This is a genomic window from Bradyrhizobium liaoningense, from assembly GCF_018130955.1.
In the GTDB taxonomy this organism is placed as follows: Bacteria; Pseudomonadota; Alphaproteobacteria; order Rhizobiales; family Xanthobacteraceae; genus Bradyrhizobium; species Bradyrhizobium liaoningense_C.
The window spans coordinates 1-18280 of record NZ_JAFCJM010000043.1 but is presented as its reverse complement, the minus strand read 5'-3'; the positions used below and the strand labels follow the sequence as shown (position 1 = coordinate 18280).

At 63.8% G+C, this 18280-nt stretch carries 21 protein-coding genes; 12 read left to right on the top strand and 9 right to left on the bottom strand.

Features of this window, described 5'->3' with window-relative positions:
- Positions 1 to 74: 74 nt before the first annotated feature.
- The 3 genes from JQ632_RS27800 to JQ632_RS27790 all read right to left on the bottom strand — a co-directional run bounded on the left by JQ632_RS27800 (position 75) and on the right by JQ632_RS27790 (position 2045).
- Positions 75 to 1004: an alpha/beta hydrolase gene (locus tag JQ632_RS27800; RefSeq protein WP_212405833.1), complete on the bottom strand. Its 930-nt coding sequence runs from the start codon at positions 1002 to 1004 to the stop codon at positions 75 to 77.
- Positions 1005 to 1129: 125 nt separating this feature from the next.
- A complete protein-coding gene (locus tag JQ632_RS27795; protein ID WP_212405832.1) occupies positions 1130 to 1612 on the bottom strand; it encodes a hypothetical protein in 483 nt (160 codons plus the stop codon).
- 43 nt (positions 1613 to 1655) lie between these two features.
- On the bottom strand, positions 1656 to 2045 hold the full coding sequence (locus JQ632_RS27790) for a DUF3606 domain-containing protein (RefSeq protein WP_212405831.1): 390 nt from the start codon (positions 2043 to 2045) through the stop codon (positions 1656 to 1658).
- 171 nt (positions 2046 to 2216) lie between these two features.
- Between JQ632_RS27790 and JQ632_RS27785 the strand changes: the two genes are divergently transcribed.
- Entirely contained in the window at positions 2217 to 2363 is a 147-nt protein-coding gene (locus JQ632_RS27785) for a hypothetical protein (RefSeq protein WP_212405830.1), read from the top strand.
- Positions 2364 to 2449: 86 nt separating this feature from the next.
- Here JQ632_RS27785 and JQ632_RS27780 read toward each other — a convergent pair whose 3' ends face one another.
- The 3 genes from JQ632_RS27780 to JQ632_RS27770 are packed head-to-tail and all read right to left on the bottom strand — an operon-like array spanning position 2450 to position 6245.
- On the bottom strand, positions 2450 to 4036 hold the full coding sequence (locus JQ632_RS27780; RefSeq protein WP_212405829.1) for an ATP-binding protein: 1587 nt from the start codon (positions 4034 to 4036) through the stop codon (positions 2450 to 2452).
- Complete coding sequence (locus JQ632_RS27775; protein WP_212405828.1) at positions 4033 to 4734, bottom strand: response regulator transcription factor; 702 nt, start codon at positions 4732 to 4734, stop codon at positions 4033 to 4035. Before JQ632_RS27775 ends, JQ632_RS27780 begins: the two co-directional genes overlap by 4 nt.
- A 14-nt stretch (positions 4735 to 4748) precedes the next feature.
- The gene (locus JQ632_RS27770; RefSeq protein ID WP_212405827.1) at positions 4749 to 6245 is read right to left on the bottom strand and encodes a DUF4173 domain-containing protein; all 1497 of its coding nucleotides are present in this window, start codon (positions 6243 to 6245) and stop codon (positions 4749 to 4751) included.
- A gap of 188 nt (positions 6246 to 6433) precedes the next feature.
- On the opposite strand from JQ632_RS27770, the gene JQ632_RS27765 reads away from it, so the two are divergent.
- Positions 6434 to 7768, top strand: a complete 1335-nt coding sequence (locus tag JQ632_RS27765; RefSeq protein WP_212405865.1) for a glycoside hydrolase family 3 protein — start codon at positions 6434 to 6436, stop codon at positions 7766 to 7768.
- A gap of 12 nt (positions 7769 to 7780) precedes the next feature.
- Positions 7781 to 8515, top strand: a complete 735-nt coding sequence (locus tag JQ632_RS27760) for a hypothetical protein (RefSeq protein WP_212405826.1) — start codon at positions 7781 to 7783, stop codon at positions 8513 to 8515.
- Between the two features lie 155 nt (positions 8516 to 8670).
- Here JQ632_RS27760 and hydA read toward each other — a convergent pair whose 3' ends face one another.
- Together hydA and JQ632_RS27750 are read right to left on the bottom strand one after the other, a co-directional pair.
- Positions 8671 to 10125: a dihydropyrimidinase gene (gene hydA / locus JQ632_RS27755; RefSeq protein WP_212405825.1), complete on the bottom strand. Its 1455-nt coding sequence runs from the start codon at positions 10123 to 10125 to the stop codon at positions 8671 to 8673.
- 242 nt (positions 10126 to 10367) lie between these two features.
- Entirely contained in the window at positions 10368 to 10976 is a 609-nt protein-coding gene (locus JQ632_RS27750) for a TetR/AcrR family transcriptional regulator (protein ID WP_212405824.1), read from the bottom strand.
- Positions 10977 to 11076: 100 nt separating this feature from the next.
- On the opposite strand from JQ632_RS27750, the gene JQ632_RS27745 reads away from it, so the two are divergent.
- From JQ632_RS27745 to JQ632_RS27710, 8 genes are all read left to right on the top strand, one after another.
- On the top strand, positions 11077 to 11772 hold the full coding sequence (locus JQ632_RS27745) for a PspA/IM30 family protein (RefSeq protein ID WP_212405823.1): 696 nt from the start codon (positions 11077 to 11079) through the stop codon (positions 11770 to 11772).
- 48 nt (positions 11773 to 11820) lie between these two features.
- Entirely contained in the window at positions 11821 to 12105 is a 285-nt protein-coding gene (locus tag JQ632_RS27740; RefSeq protein ID WP_212405822.1) for a YiaA/YiaB family inner membrane protein, read from the top strand.
- Positions 12106 to 12241: 136 nt separating this feature from the next.
- Entirely contained in the window at positions 12242 to 12622 is a 381-nt protein-coding gene (locus tag JQ632_RS27735; protein WP_212405821.1) for a hypothetical protein, read from the top strand.
- 141 nt (positions 12623 to 12763) lie between these two features.
- Positions 12764 to 13774, top strand: a complete 1011-nt coding sequence (locus tag JQ632_RS27730) for a hypothetical protein (protein ID WP_249152574.1) — start codon at positions 12764 to 12766, stop codon at positions 13772 to 13774.
- Positions 13771 to 14991, top strand: a complete 1221-nt coding sequence (locus JQ632_RS27725; RefSeq protein WP_212405820.1) for a hypothetical protein — start codon at positions 13771 to 13773, stop codon at positions 14989 to 14991. The genes JQ632_RS27730 and JQ632_RS27725 overlap by 4 nt, the downstream gene beginning before the upstream one ends.
- 144 nt (positions 14992 to 15135) lie before the next feature.
- Complete coding sequence (locus tag JQ632_RS27720; RefSeq protein WP_212405819.1) at positions 15136 to 16140, top strand: ABC transporter substrate-binding protein; 1005 nt, start codon at positions 15136 to 15138, stop codon at positions 16138 to 16140.
- 125 nt (positions 16141 to 16265) lie between these two features.
- The gene (locus JQ632_RS40345) at positions 16266 to 16478 is read left to right on the top strand and encodes a hypothetical protein (RefSeq protein WP_212405818.1); all 213 of its coding nucleotides are present in this window, start codon (positions 16266 to 16268) and stop codon (positions 16476 to 16478) included.
- A gap of 123 nt (positions 16479 to 16601) precedes the next feature.
- Entirely contained in the window at positions 16602 to 16958 is a 357-nt protein-coding gene (locus JQ632_RS27710) for a response regulator (protein ID WP_212405817.1), read from the top strand.
- Between the two features lie 20 nt (positions 16959 to 16978).
- On the opposite strand, the gene JQ632_RS27705 is transcribed toward JQ632_RS27710, so the two are convergent.
- Positions 16979 to 17728, bottom strand: a complete 750-nt coding sequence (locus JQ632_RS27705) for a lysoplasmalogenase (RefSeq protein ID WP_212405816.1) — start codon at positions 17726 to 17728, stop codon at positions 16979 to 16981.
- Positions 17729 to 17908: 180 nt separating this feature from the next.
- On the opposite strand from JQ632_RS27705, the gene JQ632_RS27700 reads away from it, so the two are divergent.
- Complete coding sequence (locus JQ632_RS27700) at positions 17909 to 18115, top strand: hypothetical protein (protein WP_212405815.1); 207 nt, start codon at positions 17909 to 17911, stop codon at positions 18113 to 18115.
- Positions 18116 to 18280: the final 165 nt, after the last annotated feature.

The following is an 18280-nucleotide window of genomic DNA, read 5'->3' as shown; positions in this document are numbered from 1 at the left end:
CAGCGGCGACGGAGCCGCTTGATATAGGTCAAAGGACCGCCCCCGTGCGGCAGTCGCGCCGACCCGTTGCGGCCTTAAGGCAATCCGCGCGCTTCCAATTGCCGCACGAGTTGCAGCGTCGGCTCGGCCAGGCTGTCGGCGGAGCCGTCGAGCCCGAAGACCGAGGCGAGCCCGTCGCGGCTGTGCAGGATCGTCGTGCGCGGACAATGGCCGCTGGCACAGAGCTCCTTCTTCAGGGCCTCGCCTTGCGCCACCAGGCTCGCGGGGTCGCCGGCGGCCCAGGCCAGCAGAACCGGATCGTCGACCCTCAGGATGCCGGGAAACACCGAGCGCTTGTCATATTGACCGGCGTCGGTCCCGAGATAGGCCTTCTCGCTGTCGCTGGCATCCTTGTCCGCCCGATAGATCCCAGATACCAGCACGATGCCGGCAACGTCGGTGTCGGAGCTTTGCAGTTCCGGGTGGGCGAGCAGGCTCGCGACGTGGAAGGCGCCGGCCGCATAGCCCACCGCGACGATCTCGCGGGTATCGCCGTTGAACAGATCAGCGTTCTGATGGACCCAGGACAACGCGGCCGCGACGTCCCTCGCGCCTGACGGCCACTGCGCCGACGGCGCAAGCCGGTAGTCCACACGCACCCCGACCATGCCGTTGCGCGCGGCGAAGCACATCGCCTGGTCCTGCAGTTCGCGGACGAGATCGGGCGCGGCGCTGTCGCCGGTGAATGTATCGCCGGCCACGAAGAACAGGATCGGCCGCGGCATGGCTGCCTTGGTCTCGCTGGTCGCGACGTCCAGCACATTGGCCTCGCTCTCGCCATAGCGCAGGCCGCGTGAGAACGACACCTGCTCGCAGAGCCGCGCGGTGCCACCGGCGGCGGTGTCGGTGTCCGTGAGGCCGGCCCGCACCAGATCGGATGGCAGGTGCGGCGGCGCAGGAAGCGGCCCATGCGCGGAGGCCACCGTCGCGATCAGAAGAAGGGCAAATGCAAGACAGTTTTTCATTGTTGTGACGCCGCCCCTGCGGGGTTCAAGCATCAGCACGCCGTGCCGGCTCGTCCTGGCATCTTATCTTACGCGTTCGTCTTGGGCGATTTGACGGCACCCCGGATCGACCCGGAACGCTGCGACTAGTTCCCGGTCTCGAACGTGCAATTGGCGCCCGACCCGTCCTTCTGCCTGATCGCGTTGGGATCGATCGTGCAGCTGAGCTTGGACAGGCTTTCGAAGTTCGACCCCGCGGCGCCGTCGGGTGGAACGCCGGCAAGGGCTTCGGTGGCAAAGACCTCGTTGGCGGTCGATCCGTTCACGGTCTTGACCTTCTTGCCGAAGGTGAGCTCGCAGGAGCGGAGGGTGATGTCGACATTGCTGGTACGGCAGACGATGCGGTCCGCCGTCACCAGGATCAGCTTATTGTAGGGAATATCGCTGTTGGCGGCGAACAGCATAGCCATCGCCTTCTTCTCGGCCGAGGTCAGCAGCGGTGACTTCGAGGCGACGACACCGGCCAATGCCAGCGCCGTCGAACCTGAGGTCGAGCCCGAGGCGGCCTGGGCTCTGGCGGCGCCGCCGAACGCGAGCGCCAGTGCGAGGATCAATCTGCCCGATCTCATGCTTTGCCTCCCGTCTGGCGCCGCGCTGTCGTGACATGGCCGCTCAGGCGGCCTTCTTCTTGGCCGCCTTCTTCTTGGTTGCCTTCTTCGCCTTCTTGCTCGCCGTCAGATAGGCTTCGACCTTCTTCGAGGAGTGGCCGGCCGCCGCTACCGCCGCCTTCAGCTTCGCCGGGGTGATCTTGAACTTCTTCGACCAGTAGCGGACCTCATAGGGCTCGCTGAGCGCGATCCGGGCCTTGTCGGAGGCACGGTGCTTCTGCTCCTTGATATAGGCTTCCACCTTCTTGGCGGAGTGGCCGACCTTCTTGACTGCGTATTTCAGCTTGGCCGGCGTCACCTTGAACTTCTTGGACCAGTAGGCGACCTCGTATTTCTCGGTGAGTGCGATCAGGGCGCGATCTGCGCCGCCCTGCTTGGCCTTGTTGTCCGCCATGGTTCCCTCCCTGCCGTGGATGGCGCGCAACTCTAGCACGCAACCGGCCGTAGGAAAGCAATCCTGTCAGATCCTCAGGCGCATGCGCTCCGTCGTCCTCTCGCGTCCGTGATGGAACCTAAAGCGGGCTGGCGCGACTTATATCCAGGACGATCAGTGTGCGAGGCTGCCATGTCACAGCACTGGAAACACATCGCCGACCCCAACGAGATCATGCGGGCCACCGGCCACCCCGAACTGGAATATGCCGCGGGCTGGACCATCGCCGGCATCGTCACCCTCGGGGCCATCGTCGCCGCCTGGGTCTTTGCGATTTGAGAAGCATGATCCGGAAAAGTGCGAAGCGGTTTTCCGAGAAAGATCATGCTCAAACAAAGATCTAGGGAGCGATGGCTTCATCGCGCCTACGCGACTGGAAACTGAAGCTCGAAGGCCGCGCCGTCCTCGGTCGGCAATAGCCTGATCGAGCCACCATGGCTCGCCATCACCGCCCGCGCAATCGCCAGCCCCATCCCGGTACCGCCCGCGTCGCGACGTGTCGTGAAGAACGCATCAAAAATCCTGTCCCGATTGGGCGGCGAGATCGGATCGCCGTCATTGCGCACGGTCAGCCGGACGCTCGTGCGCTCGTCGACCGCCTCCAGCCGGATCGTCTTGGCGCGGTGCCGCATTGCATTGTCGGCGAGGTGCGAAAGCACGATCAGCGCCTTCTCGCCGGACATGCCGATCGGACGGTCGAGGCTGCCGGTGGCCTCGATATGACCGGCCGGAAAGCGGCTCTTGAGATCGCCGATCACGGGCGCAAGCTCGGTGCGCTCGTTCTGCGGAAGGCTTTCCGCGCGCGCCAGCTCGCGCAGCCGCTGCGCCATTGCCTCGAGCCGCGCCGCATCGCTGAGGATGTTGGCGACGAAGGTCTTCTGCTCGGCTGGCGTCAGGCCGCCCGGCTTGTCCTGGAGTGAATCCTGCAACAGCTCGGCGGCGCCCCTGATCGAGGTCAGCGGCGATTTCAGCTCATGAGTCAGGTGCGCCGAGAACGTCGCGATGTAGTCGGAGCGGCGGGCGAGTTGCTCGGCCATGCCGAGGAAGCTGTGCGAGAGCTGGGCGAATTCGCTCGTGCCGTAGTGCCGGAGCGGCTTGAAAGCCTCGCGGTCACCGCGGCCGATCCTTGCAGCGCGCTCGATCAACTCGCGCATCGGCAACGTGATGGTGCGGGAAAAGACGAGACCGATCGCGACGGTGCCGAGGATCACGGCGAGGCCTGCGAGGATGAACTTGCCGCGCTCCTGATAGAGATGGTCAAAGATGTTGCGTGGCGTGCGCGTCGTGTAGATCACGCCGGCGACACGGTTGTTGACGATGACGGGCATCGCCGAGAATACGTGCACGCCGACGCCGCGGCTGATGGAGTAGATCGGCGGCACCGCCTTGTCCGGCACGCGGTTGCGCAGCGTGGCGCGGTATTGCCCGCGCAACGCATCGGCGACCTCTTCGATATGGGCGAGCGATTGCCCGACCTCGGCGCGGCCTGCGATCACCACGCCCTGCGGATCGAGGATGCGAAACCCGGCCAGCGTCACCTTCTGGGTCTCGCGGATGATCGGCGTCAGCCTTGCGCCGATTTCCACATAGGCGGGATCCGCCGGCCGGTTGGTCGGCAGCGCATCGGGGCGCCGCCGCAACAGGTCATTGCCTGCGAGATCGAGGGCAGGGCGGATCGGCGTGAACTGGTCGCCGGGATCGGGCAGCACGCCCGGCGGCACCTCGGCGCCCAGCTCGATGCCGCCGCCGAGCCGCTTCTCGACCTCCTGGGCGTAGATCGTCGCGACGACGCGGCTCTGCGCGATCAGCTCGGCCTGGGTCTGGCGGATCAACTGGTTGTCATAGAGGCGGAAGAAGAACAGCCCGACCAGCGGCAGCACGGCCACCGTCGTCAGCACCGCGAAGATAACGAGCCCGAGCGACGGCCGCCATTTGTCGGGCGCGCGGCTCATGCCTCTTTCTCGCAGCGGCCGAGCTTGAACCCTACGCCGTGAATGGTCTCGATCACATTGTCGCAGTTCTGCGCCGCAAGCTTGGCGCGGATATTGCGGATGTGGCTGTCGATGGTGCGGTCGGAGACCTGGATGTTGAGCTGATACGCCGCGCGCATCAATTGCTCACGATTGAAGACGGATGTCGGCCGTGTCAGGAACGCGCGCAGGATGCCGAACTCGATCGCGGTGAGCTTCAGTGCCGTGCCCGCGAAGGACGCCACATGCTGCTCCGGATCGATCGAAAGGCCGCCCTGCGCCAGCACGGAAGCAGGCTTGGCCTCGCCGTTGCGCGGGCCGAGGCGGCGCAGGATAACGTTGACCCGCGCCACCAGCTCGCGCGGGCTGAAGGGTTTTGTCACGTAGTCGTCGCCGCCGATCTCTAGCCCGAGCACGCGGTCGATCTCCTCGTCGCGCGCGGAGAGGAACAGGATCGGCACGTCGGAGCTCTTGCGGATCTCGCGGCAGACGTCGAGCCCGTCGAATTCCGGCATGCCGATGTCGAGCACGATCAGGTCGGGCTTGTCGGCAGCAAAGCGGGCGAGCGCCTCCTTGCCGTCGCGTGCCTCGATCACGTCCATCCCGGCCTTCCTGAGCGCGACGCGGATGACTTCGCGGATATGGCCTTCGTCGTCGACGATGAGAATGCGATGCGCCAATACTCTCTCCGCGTTCAGCCGGCCCCCTGGCTCTTGGCCGGATTCTTGGCCTGGGCGTCGAGCCTGCGTTGCAGGCGCCAGCTCCGAAAACCCCAGGTCCGCCAGGACGCCATGTCCAGCCGCTGGAGTTCTACTAGCCGATCGCGGCGCCCGACAAGGCAGGTTTCGCCGGGGCGAAGCTGCATCACTTTCTCGATCGCCGGCAAGGCCTGCGGCCCGAGTTGCGAGAGATAGTTAACGTCGATTTGCACGCCTTTGCCCGACACTTCGCGGCTGTGAGTCACATTGTAGTCGGCAATGATGGCATCGAAGTTCACCAGCGAAACAATGTAAAGCACACTCGTCAGCGCGATCAGATTGGCGCCGATCAGCCACTGGTTCGAGCGGTCGAGCATGATGCGCGCGACGATCAGGACCAGCCCGAGCGCCACCAGTCCCATCCAGATGAAGGCCGCGATCCGCCAATAGGTCAGCAGATAGATCGCCACATAGATATCGAGGCGCAGGATGGAGGACGCGACCAGCAGCACGTTCTGTCCGACCCAGATATAGACCAGGAGGCGGATCACCGGCGATTTCTCGGCTGGCCCGCCCGGGCGCATCGCCACCAGCACGAAGGCGGCGGCGAGCAGCGCGGTCACGATTAGCGGATAGGCGCCGCGATGGGCGTAAGCCGCATAGGTGACGCCGGCGGGCAGCGCCGCGTGACCCCAGAGATAGAGCGCATCAAGCCCCGACTGCGCGGCGAACAGGACATTGAACAGGATCAGCGAGCGCAGGATGGTCGGCGCGCCCAGGAACTCGGCGCGGGCGGAGAGCGCGGGCTCCCGTTCGGCGACTTCAGCTGCCACCTTGGCGCGGCGCTTGCGCCAGCGGACATGGATGAACGGCCAGATCACTGCCAGCATCATCGCCCAGAACAGGATCCGTCCCACGCTGACATAGTCGAGGATGAGCTTTGGATTGAGCAGCGTGACCCATTGCTCGATCAAGGGATTGGCGGCGGCGAACAGCGCGATGAAGACGATGCCGAGCACGGCGGGCAAGAACCAGGCGGCGATGCCCCGCGTGAACGACGACATGTTGAAGACCTGAAGCACCTCGAGGAAGAACCTGAACGGTCCGAACAGGAACAGGTTGCGCAGCGCGCGCGCCCCGTCGCCGAGAGTCGTCGTATCCGGATTGGTCGCGAGCAGCAGCCCGAGCGCAAGCGCCATGATGACGAACAGAACCGAGACGGTGCTGACCTCCTCGATGACGGGCACGAGGCCGACGAACAGAACGACGGCGCCGATCAATGCGCGCCGCCGGTCAGGTATCGTGCGGTTGACGAGCCACGATCCGCCGGCAACCGCAATGGCGAATACGGCGAGCGACAGCCCGATCCGTGCGTCGTAGAACAGGAAGTCGGCGAGCGCTGCGAGCGCCAGGACGATCGCGAGCTTGAACGGCAGGGTCGATGTCGTCGCAGGCTGGATCTCGGTCGCTTCCGCCGGTGCCAGGCTTGTCATGTCCAAAGGGCCTTTCGTGGATGGGGACATAACCGAGCTTGGACGGCTCGCGTGCAGAAGGCGGGATCGACCTCTGCACGATCTCAGGAGTCTTGTGCAGTTTCCGTGCAGAGGCTGTTTCGCCACTCGCGCGGCGCAAAGCGCTTTGATAGGTGCGAAGCATTCGTCACTTGCACATGTTGATGTCAATGACATTCGCGCGTCGTCTCACGCTGATCCTGCTCTGGCTTGCCGCTCCACTTGCTGCGTTCATCGCGGCAAACAAGAACGATCCCTATCTGCTTGCGCTGCGCGGGGTGGGAAACATCGCGCTGATGCTGGCGTGCGTCGGGATCGTTGTCCTCCTACTCCGCCGCGGGCATTGGCGCCGCTGGATGGGAAAGCTGCTGATCGTGCTGTGGTGCCTGCCGCCGCTGCTGATGTCGGCGGCCCATCTCACCTTCGAGCTGCGCAAGCGCGATGTCCTCAACGCCAGCTCCGAGGAGGCGCGGCAGCTCGGATCCCATTTCATGGTCGGCTATTCGTCCTTCGCCGACGTCGCGCGGCTTGCCGAGCAGGGTCTGATCGGCGGCGTCTACGTCACCCGGCACAACCTCCGCCGCAAGACGATCGACGAGTTGCGGGCCGAGATCGCGTTGCTTCAGGACAAGCGTCGCACCGCGGGCCTGCCGCCGCTGATCGTTGCCGCTGACCAGGAGGGCGGCATCGTCGGCCATCTCTCACCGCCGCTGACGAAGGTGCCGGCGCTGGCGACGCTTGTCGGGCTCGCCTCCGACGTACAACAAGTCAAGGCGGAAGAGTTCGGCCGCATCCACGGGCGCGAGCTTGCCGAACTCGGCGTCAATCTCAACCTGGCGCCGGTGCTCGATCTCAAGCCGCCGGCCCGGCGCAACAGCCTCGACTTCCACACCCTGATCGGCCAGCGCGCGATTGCCACCGATCCGGTCGTCGTCAGCACGATCGCGCGCGCCTATGTGCGCGGCCTCGAGGCTTCGGGTGTCGGCGCCACGCTCAAACATTTTCCGGGCATCGGCCGCGTGCGCACCGACACCCATCATTTCAGCGCCAATCTCGATACATCGGTTGCGGAGCTCGAGGCATCCGACTGGCAGCCCTTCCGCGAGCTGCTGACGCATTCGCGCGCAGCGCTCATGGTCGGGCATGTGACGCTGACCGCGGTCGATCCCGATCGCGCGGCGTCACACTCGAAACGCGTCGTCGACGGCATCCTCCGCGACAAATGGAATTACCAGGGGCTCGTAATGACCGACGACCTCGTGATGGGCGCGATTTACCAGCACGACGTCTGCAAGGCCGTGGTCGAGGCAATGAATGCCGGCGTCGACCTGCTGCTGGTGGCCTATGACGGCGCGCAGTTCTACCGCATCTTCAAATGTGCGCTCGATGGGGCACGGCAGGGCCGGCTCGATGCGGAGATGTTGCGGGCAAGTGAGATGCGGCTGGGCCGGCACACCTTCAATTCAGCCTTGGCCATGTCTGCTCGATCCGCGGATCAGCGATGAGAAGGGTTTAGTTTGAAAGTTCGGTATCTGCTGCTTGTCGTGTTCATCTGCTTCGAGGCCGCCAACATGACTGGGTTTTCATGGACGCGCCTGCGCCGTTTGTCCGACGATGAGCTCATCGATGTCGCAATCCGCTACAAGTACCCGGATGTCTATTCGGGCATCGGAGCTCTCGGAGTTGATTATCCCTCCTTCAAGCCCGAGGTTCATTATTGGGAAGACCTGACCGGCGAAGCTGGAAACTTGTTCTGGAGCAAGTTCCTCGGAGTCAAGCGGTTCCAGGTCAGACTGCCTGACGCCGTGGTTGTCATATCTTCGAACGGCTTCGTCCGGCTCTCCCGAAGATGTGGCGAGAATTCCTGGTGTTCGCCCGCGGTCGCGCCGGATCGGCCGGTGCTTGGGATCGTGGGCACTGTGCAGGGTGGTCCTCCCGACTACGAGGTGGTGACGGAGTTTTTGGTTCGATGGAGTGAGGGCTCGGAGGGAAGCGTGTTAATCTCTGGTCACTGCTTCGCCGCACTCAGCCATTCGCAAAAGCCTACGCTAAGAATCAGTTCGGTGCGCAACGAGGACGTCGTTACGATCAGAGACCAGTATGGATACTACCTGGTTTCGATCAAAGATGTCAGGCGTGCCGGCTACGGGATGTTGAAGATCTCCGAGGAGGAATTCAGGCGGTCGCAGACCTGCGACAAGGCCGTGCGCGCCGAGTGGCCCAATGTGGGCGGGGCCTCGTGGAAGCGCTAAGACGGTCTCGGTCTGCGATATCAGGGTGACGCGTGATGAACGACACATCATCCGGGCGAACGTTTCCGGGGGATTGAATCATGAGCGCCGGCCGGCGGTGAGCTTCCTCTCCCGCTTGCGGGAGAGGTGAACCCGAGCGGTGGCTATCGAACGAGCTACGGCGTCACCGCCCCGCGTGCGACCGCGCGCGGGGCGGTCAGCTCTTTCCAGGTCGAGTTCGCGACATGCACCGGTGAAAAAGCCGGTCGCTCGACATAGCGGCCGTCGCCGGCTTCGGCGCGCAAGTTTCCGTCTTTCCACACGATCCGGCCGCGCGAGAGCGTGACCGCCGGTCCGCCGGTGCAGGAGAAGCCTTCGAACACGTTGTAATCAATCTTGCTCATCTGGCGCTTGGCGCTGATGGTTTTGCTTGCCTTGGGATCCCACACCACGAGGTCGGCATCCGAGCCCACCGCGACCGCGCCCTTGCGCGGAAAAATGTTGAGGATGCGCGCGATGTTCGCCGAGGTGACGGCGACGAATTCCTCCTTCGTCAGCCGTCCGGTGGCGACACCAGCGGTCCATAGCAGCGCGAGGCGGTCCTCGAGCCCGCCGGTGCCGTTCGGGATTTTTCGGAAGTCGTCGCGGCCGAACCGCTTCTGCGCAGTCGTGAAGGCGCAATGGTCGGTCGCGACCACCTGGAGCGAGCCGGCCTGCAGTCCGGCCCACAGGCTGTCCTGATGCGACTTGTCGCGGAACGGCGGCGACATCACCCGCTGCGCGGAATGATCCCAATCCTTGCTCTCATACTCTCGCGCATCGAGCAGCAGATGCTGGATCAGCGGCTCGCCATAGACGCGCTTGCCCGCCGCGCGCGCCCGCGCGATCGCCTCATGCGCCTCGCGGCAGCTGGTGTGCACGATATAGACCGGCGTGCCCGTCATGTCGGCGATCATGATGGCGCGGTTGGTGGCCTCGCCCTCGACCTCCGGCGGCCGCGAATAGGCGTGGCCTTCCGGACCGGTGACGCCACGCGCGATCAGCGCCTCCTGCATTAGGGCGACGACGTCGCCATTTTCTGCATGCACCACCGGCATGGCGCCGAGATGGGCGCAGCGCGCGAACGAGTTGTAGAGCTCGTCATCATCAACCATCAACGCGCCCTTGTAGGCCATGAAGTGCTTGAAGGTGTTGATGCCGTAGGTTTTGACCACGGTCTCCATCTCGTCATAGATCTGCTTCGACCACGAGGTCACCGCCATGTGGAAGCCGTAGTCGGAGGCCGCCTTCTCCGACTTGTGCCGCCAGTCCTGATAGGCCGCGAGCATCGACTGGCCGGGATCGGGCAGGCAGAAATCCACCACCATGGTGGTGCCGCCTGATAGCGCCGCCTTGGTGCCGGATTCGAAATCATCCGCAGTGACGGTGCCCATGAACGGCATTTCGAGATGGGTGTGCGGATCGATGCCGCCCGGAATCACGAAGCAGCCGCCGGCGTCGATGATGTCCACGCCCGTCGGCGCGTCGATCGATGTTCCCACCGCGACGATGCTCTCGCCATCGACCAGCACGTCAGCGCGGCGCGAGTGATCGTGATTGACGACGGTGCCGCCGCGGATGAGGAGGGGCATGGGACGCTCCGGGGAGAGGTTGCGAGGACGGCGGTCGGACGCCGCCGTGCAAACCTTAGAGTCGCCGTGCCGGCTTCGACAGGCGAAAATTTAGTCAGCCGGTGCCGGAGGTTTTCGCGACCCGACACCAAAACATCGAAAACAACCCCATGCACAGTAGAAGGCGTCATCCGGCGTGATGCCACGCCGATCGCGCCAAACCATTTCACATGTCGAGGCAAATCGGCGGAACGGCGCCATTTTCAACGCGCGCCCGCCACCAGCCCGTCCAGCGTCGCGCGCACCAGCGCTGATATCTCCCTGCGCAATGCCGGCAGCGGCACCGCGACCAGCTTCTGCTCCAGCCCGAGCGCCACCATGCCGTGCACGGCGGAGAACAGGCTGCGCGCCGTGATGCTCAGGTCCTCCACCGAGCGCTTTGGAAACAGTGCGGCGAGCGGGCGATAGATGTGACGGAACAGCTCCATCTGCTCGCTGATCGCCCAATCCGGCACCTCCTTGCCGCGCTCCATGCGATGCTCGAACAGCGCGCGCCAGAGTTCGAGATTGCTGGCGGCAAAGTCGCAATAGGCGATCGCGATGCGGATCAGCGTCGCTTGCGGGGAGGGATCATCAGCCGCCTCGGCCGCGGTAAGGGCCTGGTCCAGCCGCGCCAGCGTGCGCGATCCGACGCGCAGAATCAGCTCATCCACGTCGGCCACCAGATTGTAGACCGCGCCATTGGCGCAGCCGATCTCTCGGGCCAGATCCCGGGTTTTCAGGCCGGGGAGACCCCGCTCGGCGATCATCCGCTCCGCCGCCAGAATCAGGTCAGACCTTAATTTCTCTCGTCGTTCCAAGGCTTTAGACATTTTTAATCACAATCTTGAGCGTTGCTCAAAAACATCTTGAGCAATGCTCAAGATGTGCTACAAAGCATCCGTGAGCAACGCTCATAGCAGGGAGCAGCAAATGTTCAAGACCGTAGTGACCCTTTTCCGCGGCAGCGTGGCCGCCGCCGGGGAAGAGCTGGAAGACAGGACGGCGCTTCTGATCCTCGATCAGCAGATGCGCGATGCGGCCACAGCCGTCGAGCGCAGCAAGCGGACGCTGGCACTGGCGATTGCCCAGGACCAGCAGGAGGGTCGCCGTCTCGAAGCCACCAATGCCCGCATCGCCGATCTCGAAACGCGCGCGACCGCGGCGCTCGATGGCGGCCGTGAGGATCTCGCGACGGAAGCAGCCCAGGCCATCGCCGGGCTGGAAGCCGATCGCGATGCCGCGATGACCGCGCGTACGCTTTTCGCGACCGAGATTGCCCGCCTTAAGCGGCAGGTTGCGAATGCCGAGGCGGGCATCACCGAGCTCGACCGTGGCCGGCGCGTGGCGCGTGCAGCGGAGGCCGTCCGTGGCCTGCGTCGCGGCGGCATCGAAGCAGCCCGTCCCTACGAGTCGACGCTGCCCGAGGCCGAGAGGACCCTGAAGCGCCTGCGCGACCGGCAGATCGAAGCGCAAGCCGCCGATGACGCGCTGGTCGAGCTCGATGCGGCCAGCGGTCCGCTCGCCACCGCCGAGAAACTCGCCGAACAGGGCTTTGGTCCTCGGCTCAAGACGACCGCCGATGACGTGCTCGCGCGGTTGAAGGCCAAGCGCACGCCGACTGCCTGAACCTAACTGATGATCATCCACCTCAACGTCAAGCAACAGGAGACTGTCATGAACCCGACCACCCCGTCCCACAGCCCCGCCTGGGTCACCTTCACCTACGCCTCGTTCGCCGCATCCGCCTTCATGGTGGGCATGGGCATCTTCTTCCTGCCGCTCGATCTCTCGATCAAGGGCTACCTCGCCATGGGCTTTCTGATGCTGGTGCAGTCCTGCATCACCATGACCAAGACGATGCGCGACAACCACGAAAGCGGCCGCCTGGTGAACCGCATCGAGGATGCCAAGGCCGAGCGCCTCTTGATGGAAGTCGAGCGTGGCACCCGCGCGGCGTGAGAACGAAGGGAGGTGAGCAGCAGCAAGCGGCGGGCGGCAATGCCCGCCGCTTGCGGCAGGCGAGCCCCCGCGAAACCGCGATATGATGAAAGGTGCTTCGATGATGAGAGCTCTCGTATTCCTGGTGCTGGGTCCCATGCTGATCGCGACCGTTGCGTTGGCTCTCGCGCAGGCGATTAGCCCGCCGCCGTACGATTTCGAAAGACTCGTCGCGGTTCTCCTGTTCCTCTTCACGGCTTTGGTTGCCGCGCCTGCCTGCTGGCTCGATGCCTATCTTGCGCGCAGCTTCGCGATCCCGTTGCGCGCGCCGCTGATCGCAGCCGCCGGGGCTGTCCTTGCCCCAAGCCTCGCATCGGGCTTCGCCTGGATGCAGTTCGGTAGCTTCTGGCTGCCGTCGGCTTTCCTGTCTTGCTTCGCGATCGGCGGCGCGGTCTGCGCGGGCACATGCTCCCTGCTCGCGAACGACTACGGATCGCGGGAAACGGCGGCGGGTGCGAAAGACCTGCTTCGAAACTGACCGCGAGGCCGAGCGGCCGGACCTGCATCCTGGGGCAACCGATCGTTTACCCTGCACCAACCCATTCCGTTCCAATCAGGGCTCCTTAAGATAGACCATGCACACGTCCCTTCACTTCCCTTGGGATCACGGGCAAGTTGCATGGCATCTGTCGGGATACAGACCAGATCGGCGGCCGGAAAGCTGCGCGGCTACGCGGCGTTCTGGCTGAAGGCGTTTACGCAGCCGAGCATCGATCTCAGCCTGCGCACCCATGCGGGCCACATCACCCGAATCGTCGAAAGCCCGGGGCTGTCGCTATCCGAACAAGAACTCGAACGGCTGATCGCGCAGCTTCGTGTGGTCGCGGCCAAAACCCTGCCGGCCGATCAACTGACCTACGGCATCTTTTCAGGCGCGCGCGAGCGGTTGTCGCGCGCCATCGTCACGCTGATCTCGGAGGAGGAGAGCGGCCGCCCGATTGCCTTCAACGCGCTGTCGGTGATGCAGGTCAAGCTCGACGGCGCGCCCACCGACGTCACCCATCTCGGCCTGGTGATGGTCGATCCCGATGCGCGGGGGCAGGGGTTGTCCTGGGTGCTTTACGGCCTGACCACGCTGGTGCTGTTCGCGCGCGACGGCTTGCGCCCGCGCTGGATCTCCAACGTCACGCAGGTGCCGGCCGTGGTCGGCATGGTCAGCGAGACCTTTTCCGACGTCTACCCGTCGCCGCGCGCGGACGCGCGGCAGAGTTTTGCGCATCTCCAGCTCGCCCGCGGCATCATGCGGCAGCATCGCGCCGTGTTCGGCGTCGGTGACGACGCCGGTTTTGACGAAGCCCGCTTCGTGATCACCGACGCCTATACCGGGGGATCCGACGCGCTGAAGAAGACTTTTGACGAGGCACCAAAGCATCGCGATCCGCAATATGCTGAATTCTGTGCGCGCGAGCTCGACTATGACAGGGGCGACGATGTCCTTCAGATCGGCCGCATAGATCTCGCGGCTGCGCGCAGCTACCTGATGGAGCAGGTGCCGCATCGCTCCTTGCCCGGCCTGTTCGCGGCGTCCGTGCTTCTGACGCTGCAACGGCTGGTGCTGCCGGTGGTGCATTGGCTGGACGATACCCGCAGCTTCGGCACCTTGCGTGCCCGGCAAGGGGATAGCCGATGACCTCCGCCGTCATTGCCGATGCGATCGTCAACCTTTGCGGCGCGATCGGGCTCGCGGTCGCTATGTTTGCGCTCTACCGCCGCGACGCGCGCAGTCCGCTCACCCGCCGCCTCCTGGTCGCGCTCGGCATCGTCGCGCTGCTGTTTCTCGTGCGCGCCACGGCGTGGCTGACCCAAAATGCCGTGCTCGACGATCTCTCGGACATTCCCGCGGCCGCGATTCCCTTTGGCGCGTTGATCGTGACCGAAGGGCTGCTGCGGCGGCACGCGCCGCGCGTGCTCAAGCTGGCGGCGGTCGGCGGCGCCATCGTGCTTGGCCTTGGCGGCACGCTGGGTCTCGGCCATTTCGATACGCCTTACGCCGTCGCGCTGGCGCTGTTTCAGCTCGGTGGCTTCATCGCCTGTGCCTGGTTGCTCGCCAGTCGCGACCGCCATGCGCTGATGGCATCGGAAAACCGCAGCATCGATCGCATGATCGTCGGCGCCGTCATTGTGCTGCCCTTCATCGTCACCGATTACCAGGCCTTGATGCCGGATCTGCCGGTGCGTCTCGGAGCGCTCGGCGCATTGCTTGTCGTCACCGCCGTGCTGATCGCCGGCTCCAGCAGCGAGGCGCGCTGGCACGGCGTGCTGCTGACCGTGTTGCGGCTGGCGAGCTCCGCGCTGCTCGGCCTGGCCGCGGCCTTCGTTGCCCCCGATGCCAATGCGGCCCAGATCGCGCGCTTCTGCGTCATCGCCGTCTCCGGCGTGCTGACGATCGGCCTGATGACCGATACGCTCCGTGCCTATCTGGAGTCTCGCGCGCCTGGCGTCCTGAGCTCGCTCGCGATCTCGCCGGCCGCCACGCGCGATCAGCTCATCGCCGAGTTGGTGCGCCATCCCCTGTTCGAGAGCGCGCGACGCTACCGCGAAGCCGATCTCGCCGATTATGATCCCGCCGTGCTGCGCAATCGCCTGGCGACGCATCGCGTGCTGCGCCGGTCGGATGCGCCCTGGGGGCATCCGCCGACCGATCCGGCGATCGAGCGCCTGGTCTCGCTGATGACGGCCAACAGCGCGACCCATGTCGTCGTTCTCTCCGACGACCCCATCGACCTCCTCGTGCTCGCAGTGCCCGTGATCTCGGCTGATCCCGCGACAGAGACCGCGATTGCGCTGGTGCAGCGGATCCTGATCATGACGGATGGGGTCGGCGTGGATCCGCTCTGGCGTGGCTAGTCTCAAGGGCGTGGCTGTCCGCTTTTGGAGCTCGGGCAGAAATCCAAATATTGCAGGTTTTGGACCCGCAACGGACACGTCCACCGGTTCCAACCATTGAAAGGTGCGGTTACAGTACTCGTTCCGGAGCTTGGGGAAGTCAGAATGAGGCGGCGAGACTTCATCGGTCTTGTTGGTGCTGCGGCGGCATGGCCTCTCGCTGCATGGGCGCAACAGCCAACGCGGATGAAGCGACTCGCTATGCTTCATCCGGCGTCCAAGCCCGACGACCTCAAGATCGGCGCCGATCCGCTGTATTCGATCATTCTTCAAGAAATCCGCCGACGCGGCTACATCGAAGGCGTCAACCTCGTCATTGACCGATATTCCGCCGAAGGGCGATACGAGCGCTTCGGCGAGATCTCCCGTCAAGCCATTGCGACAAATCCCGACGTTATTTTTGCAGTAACAAACCAACTCGTTCTCGCACTATGCGCCGAAACAAAAACAATTCCCATCGTCGCCTATACGGGCGACCCTGTCGCAATAGGGATTGTGAAGACGCTTGCTCGTCCTGGCGGCAACGTAACCGGGGTTAGTTCGGATGCAGGTTCCGAAGTATACGGCAAGGAGGTGGAGCTTCTTGCTCAAGCTGTCGGCAAGTTGTCCAATGCGCGCCTCTTGCTGAGTGCCGGAAGCGTCGACGGGTCTCCCGCCAAAAGGATGATTATTGAAGCCTTCGAACGCTTCAAAATACCCTATCGGTTGGAGCTATTGCATTCGCCCATCAACGAGGCCGAATATCGCCGAGCGTTCGATGCGATGCAGCATGATCAAGTTGACGGCGTGATCATCTCCGCAGAGGTTGAGAACTATACAAATCGCGTTTTGCTGGGAAGGCTGGCGCGCGAGTACCGGTTACCAACCATTGGCATCTATAGCGAAACGGTCGAAGCCGGTGCACTCATGTCATACGCAAATGATTTTAAGGCAGGGTGTCGACGTATCGCGGCTCAAATCGTCGAAATCCTCAGCGGCGGCAATCCAGCAGAGATGCCCTTCTTCCAGGAAATCCATTTCGAGTTGTTGATCAACCTCAAAGCAGCCAAGGAGCTGGGATTAGAACTTCCCGCTGGCCTGGTTGCTCGCTCAGATAGGCTAATCGAATAGCTATCAATTGCTCCGAAACAAGGTGGGGTCAGAGGCCGCGCGCTCGGATGCGGCCCAGATCGCGCGCCTCTGCGTCATCGCCGTTTCGGGCGTGCTGACGATCGGGCTGATGACCGATACGCTCCGTGCCTACCTCGAAGCGCGCGCCGGGTGTTTTGAGCTCGCTCGCGATCTCGCCGGCGGGGACGCGCGATCAGCTCGTTGCCGAGTTGATCCGCCATCCCCTGTTCGAGAGCGCGCGGCGCTATCGTGAGGCCGATCTCGCCGACTACGATCCCGCCACCGCGCTGGTGCAGCGGATCCTGATCATGACGGACGATACGAGCGCGGGCGTCTAGAAGCCGAATCAGCCTTGCCGGCGTGCAGTTCCCGGTCAGGAACCCCTGGGCATTTTTTCCGCGCGCAGCGAACCACCGCCGTTCCAGAACATTAACATACGTTAAGAGCGAGGGAGGTTCGCCATGGGTCAATCAAAGCCTTTCCGCCGCACCGCTGTTGTCGTTGAGGATGATGATATTCAGCGCGAGATGATCGCGATGCTGCTCGAGGAGAGCAATTTCCGCGTCATCCAATGCGAGGATGCCGAAACGGCATCCCTGGCTCTCAAGGCTTGTCATCCAGCGCTGCTGATCACCGACGTCAACCTGACCGGCAAGATGAACGGCGTCGAGCTCGCCCATCTCGCGCGGACGAATGATCCCGTGATGCGCGTCGTCGTCATCTCGGGTCAGAATCCGGCAGCTGTCCTGCCCGACGGTGTCACGTTCCTCCCGAAGCCGGTCTATCCCGTGACCCTGATACGGGAAGCCACGCACTGATCACCGTGCGGTTGCCGGCGTCAGATGGGTTGACGGTTGGCGACGCGATCCTCTGAATTCGTCTCAGTGCCGCTGATCGCACAGGTCGACCGCGCGAACAGCAATTGCGCGATGTAGTAGGAGCCGAGCACCCAAAGCGATTGACCGGGAATGGTCCGGCGGAAGCGTCCATAAGCAAGGATCGTATCGCTGATCAGGAAGAGGACGCCGCCGATTGCCGCCAGACGCGCCGTTGCCGCGGCCGGCGTTCCCTGCGGCATCTGGCTTGCCCGCGACACAGCTTGAGCCGTCATGAAGGCAAGAGCCGCAGCGTAGAGCGTCACCGGCAGTCTCATGCCGACAGGCACTGCATTCCACAGGCCGGCGACCATCAACAGCGCCACGGCGGCAAAGCCGGCGAAGATCGGCCATCTGCCGGCAGGACGCGCATCGCGGGTCAGCGCATAGATGTAGGCGCAATGCGTCAGCAGAAAGCAGACGAGCCCCCAGAGAAAATAATCGCCCGGGAGCATGAGGAAGAAGTCCCCGGCAAGTGCGAACACCAGGCCAACGGCGATCGCCCGCCCGTAGATATCAGTTGCGGCGTTTCGATAGACCATAACGAACAGCAGCGCTGTCGCGGTCGGCTTGGTCAGATAGTGCAGCCACTGCCAGGCTCCCTGACGATCGCTCGCAAGAAGGCTGCCGGCGATGGCGCCGATCGCGCAGAGGAAGAACGCCGCTTCAAGAAGGCGATTGTCCTTGGCCACGGATATCGCGCCTCGCTCCATTGTCTGTCCCCGCAAATGCCAGATGCAGCGAGGGGCGTATATCAAATCTGATGGCGCTGGAACAACCGTGCCTGTCGAGGACAGCGACGTGATTGTCGAGGTGTGATGAGGCGACTTTGCCGATTGTGATTTGGACGCAGGCGCGATAAGGCTCTCCCGCCTTTGCAGCGGAGAACAGCCTTGTCGAAACAATCCATGCGTGAGGAGGCCGAGCGCCTGATCCGCGAGTCCATGGAAAAGAAGACCATCGTCGTCAAGCAGGGTGATACCCGCATCGAGGCCGTCTGCGGCAAGTGCGGAGCGCCGAACCGGGTGCAGGCCCCCAAGGGCCAGACGCGCGTCAAGTTCGCCTGCAAGCAATGCGGACACAAGCAAGAGACCTTGTGAAGGTCCGCTAAAGCACGATGGCGCTTGGTTGAATCGTTTGTCCGCGGGCCTCGCTTCACCTCTCCCCAGCGGGGAGAGGTCGATTTGCTGTTCAGCCCGGATAGATTGGTAACAAAGTAGACCTGATGGATTGGTAACAGTTCTCTGTCGGCTGGGAGGACCAGT

Excerpts from the sequence above, each read along its gene's own strand:
- JQ632_RS27800 (WP_212405833.1), bottom strand. The coding sequence starts at position 1,004 with ATGAAAAACTGTCTTGCATTTGCCCTTCTTCTGATCGCGACGGTGGCC.
- JQ632_RS27795 (WP_212405832.1), bottom strand. The coding sequence starts at position 1,612 with ATGAGATCGGGCAGATTGATCCTCGCACTGGCGCTCGCGTTCGGCGGC.
- JQ632_RS27790 (WP_212405831.1), bottom strand. The coding sequence starts at position 2,045 with ATGGCGGACAACAAGGCCAAGCAGGGCGGCGCAGATCGCGCCCTGATC.
- JQ632_RS27785 (WP_212405830.1), top strand. The coding sequence starts at position 2,217 with ATGTCACAGCACTGGAAACACATCGCCGACCCCAACGAGATCATGCGG.
- JQ632_RS27780 (WP_212405829.1), bottom strand. The coding sequence starts at position 4,036 with ATGAGCCGCGCGCCCGACAAATGGCGGCCGTCGCTCGGGCTCGTTATC.
- JQ632_RS27770 (WP_212405827.1), bottom strand. The coding sequence starts at position 6,245 with ATGACAAGCCTGGCACCGGCGGAAGCGACCGAGATCCAGCCTGCGACG.
- JQ632_RS27765 (WP_212405865.1), top strand. The coding sequence starts at position 6,434 with ATGACATTCGCGCGTCGTCTCACGCTGATCCTGCTCTGGCTTGCCGCT.
- hydA (WP_212405825.1), bottom strand. The coding sequence starts at position 10,125 with ATGCCCCTCCTCATCCGCGGCGGCACCGTCGTCAATCACGATCACTCG.
- JQ632_RS27750 (WP_212405824.1), bottom strand. The coding sequence starts at position 10,976 with ATGTCTAAAGCCTTGGAACGACGAGAGAAATTAAGGTCTGACCTGATT.
- JQ632_RS27745 (WP_212405823.1), top strand. The coding sequence starts at position 11,077 with ATGTTCAAGACCGTAGTGACCCTTTTCCGCGGCAGCGTGGCCGCCGCC.
- JQ632_RS27740 (WP_212405822.1), top strand. The coding sequence starts at position 11,821 with ATGAACCCGACCACCCCGTCCCACAGCCCCGCCTGGGTCACCTTCACC.
- JQ632_RS27735 (WP_212405821.1), top strand. The coding sequence starts at position 12,242 with ATGCTGATCGCGACCGTTGCGTTGGCTCTCGCGCAGGCGATTAGCCCG.
- JQ632_RS27730 (WP_249152574.1), top strand. The coding sequence starts at position 12,764 with ATGGCATCTGTCGGGATACAGACCAGATCGGCGGCCGGAAAGCTGCGC.
- JQ632_RS27725 (WP_212405820.1), top strand. The coding sequence starts at position 13,771 with ATGACCTCCGCCGTCATTGCCGATGCGATCGTCAACCTTTGCGGCGCG.
- JQ632_RS27720 (WP_212405819.1), top strand. The coding sequence starts at position 15,136 with ATGAGGCGGCGAGACTTCATCGGTCTTGTTGGTGCTGCGGCGGCATGG.
- JQ632_RS27710 (WP_212405817.1), top strand. The coding sequence starts at position 16,602 with ATGGGTCAATCAAAGCCTTTCCGCCGCACCGCTGTTGTCGTTGAGGAT.
- JQ632_RS27705 (WP_212405816.1), bottom strand. The coding sequence starts at position 17,728 with ATGGAGCGAGGCGCGATATCCGTGGCCAAGGACAATCGCCTTCTTGAA.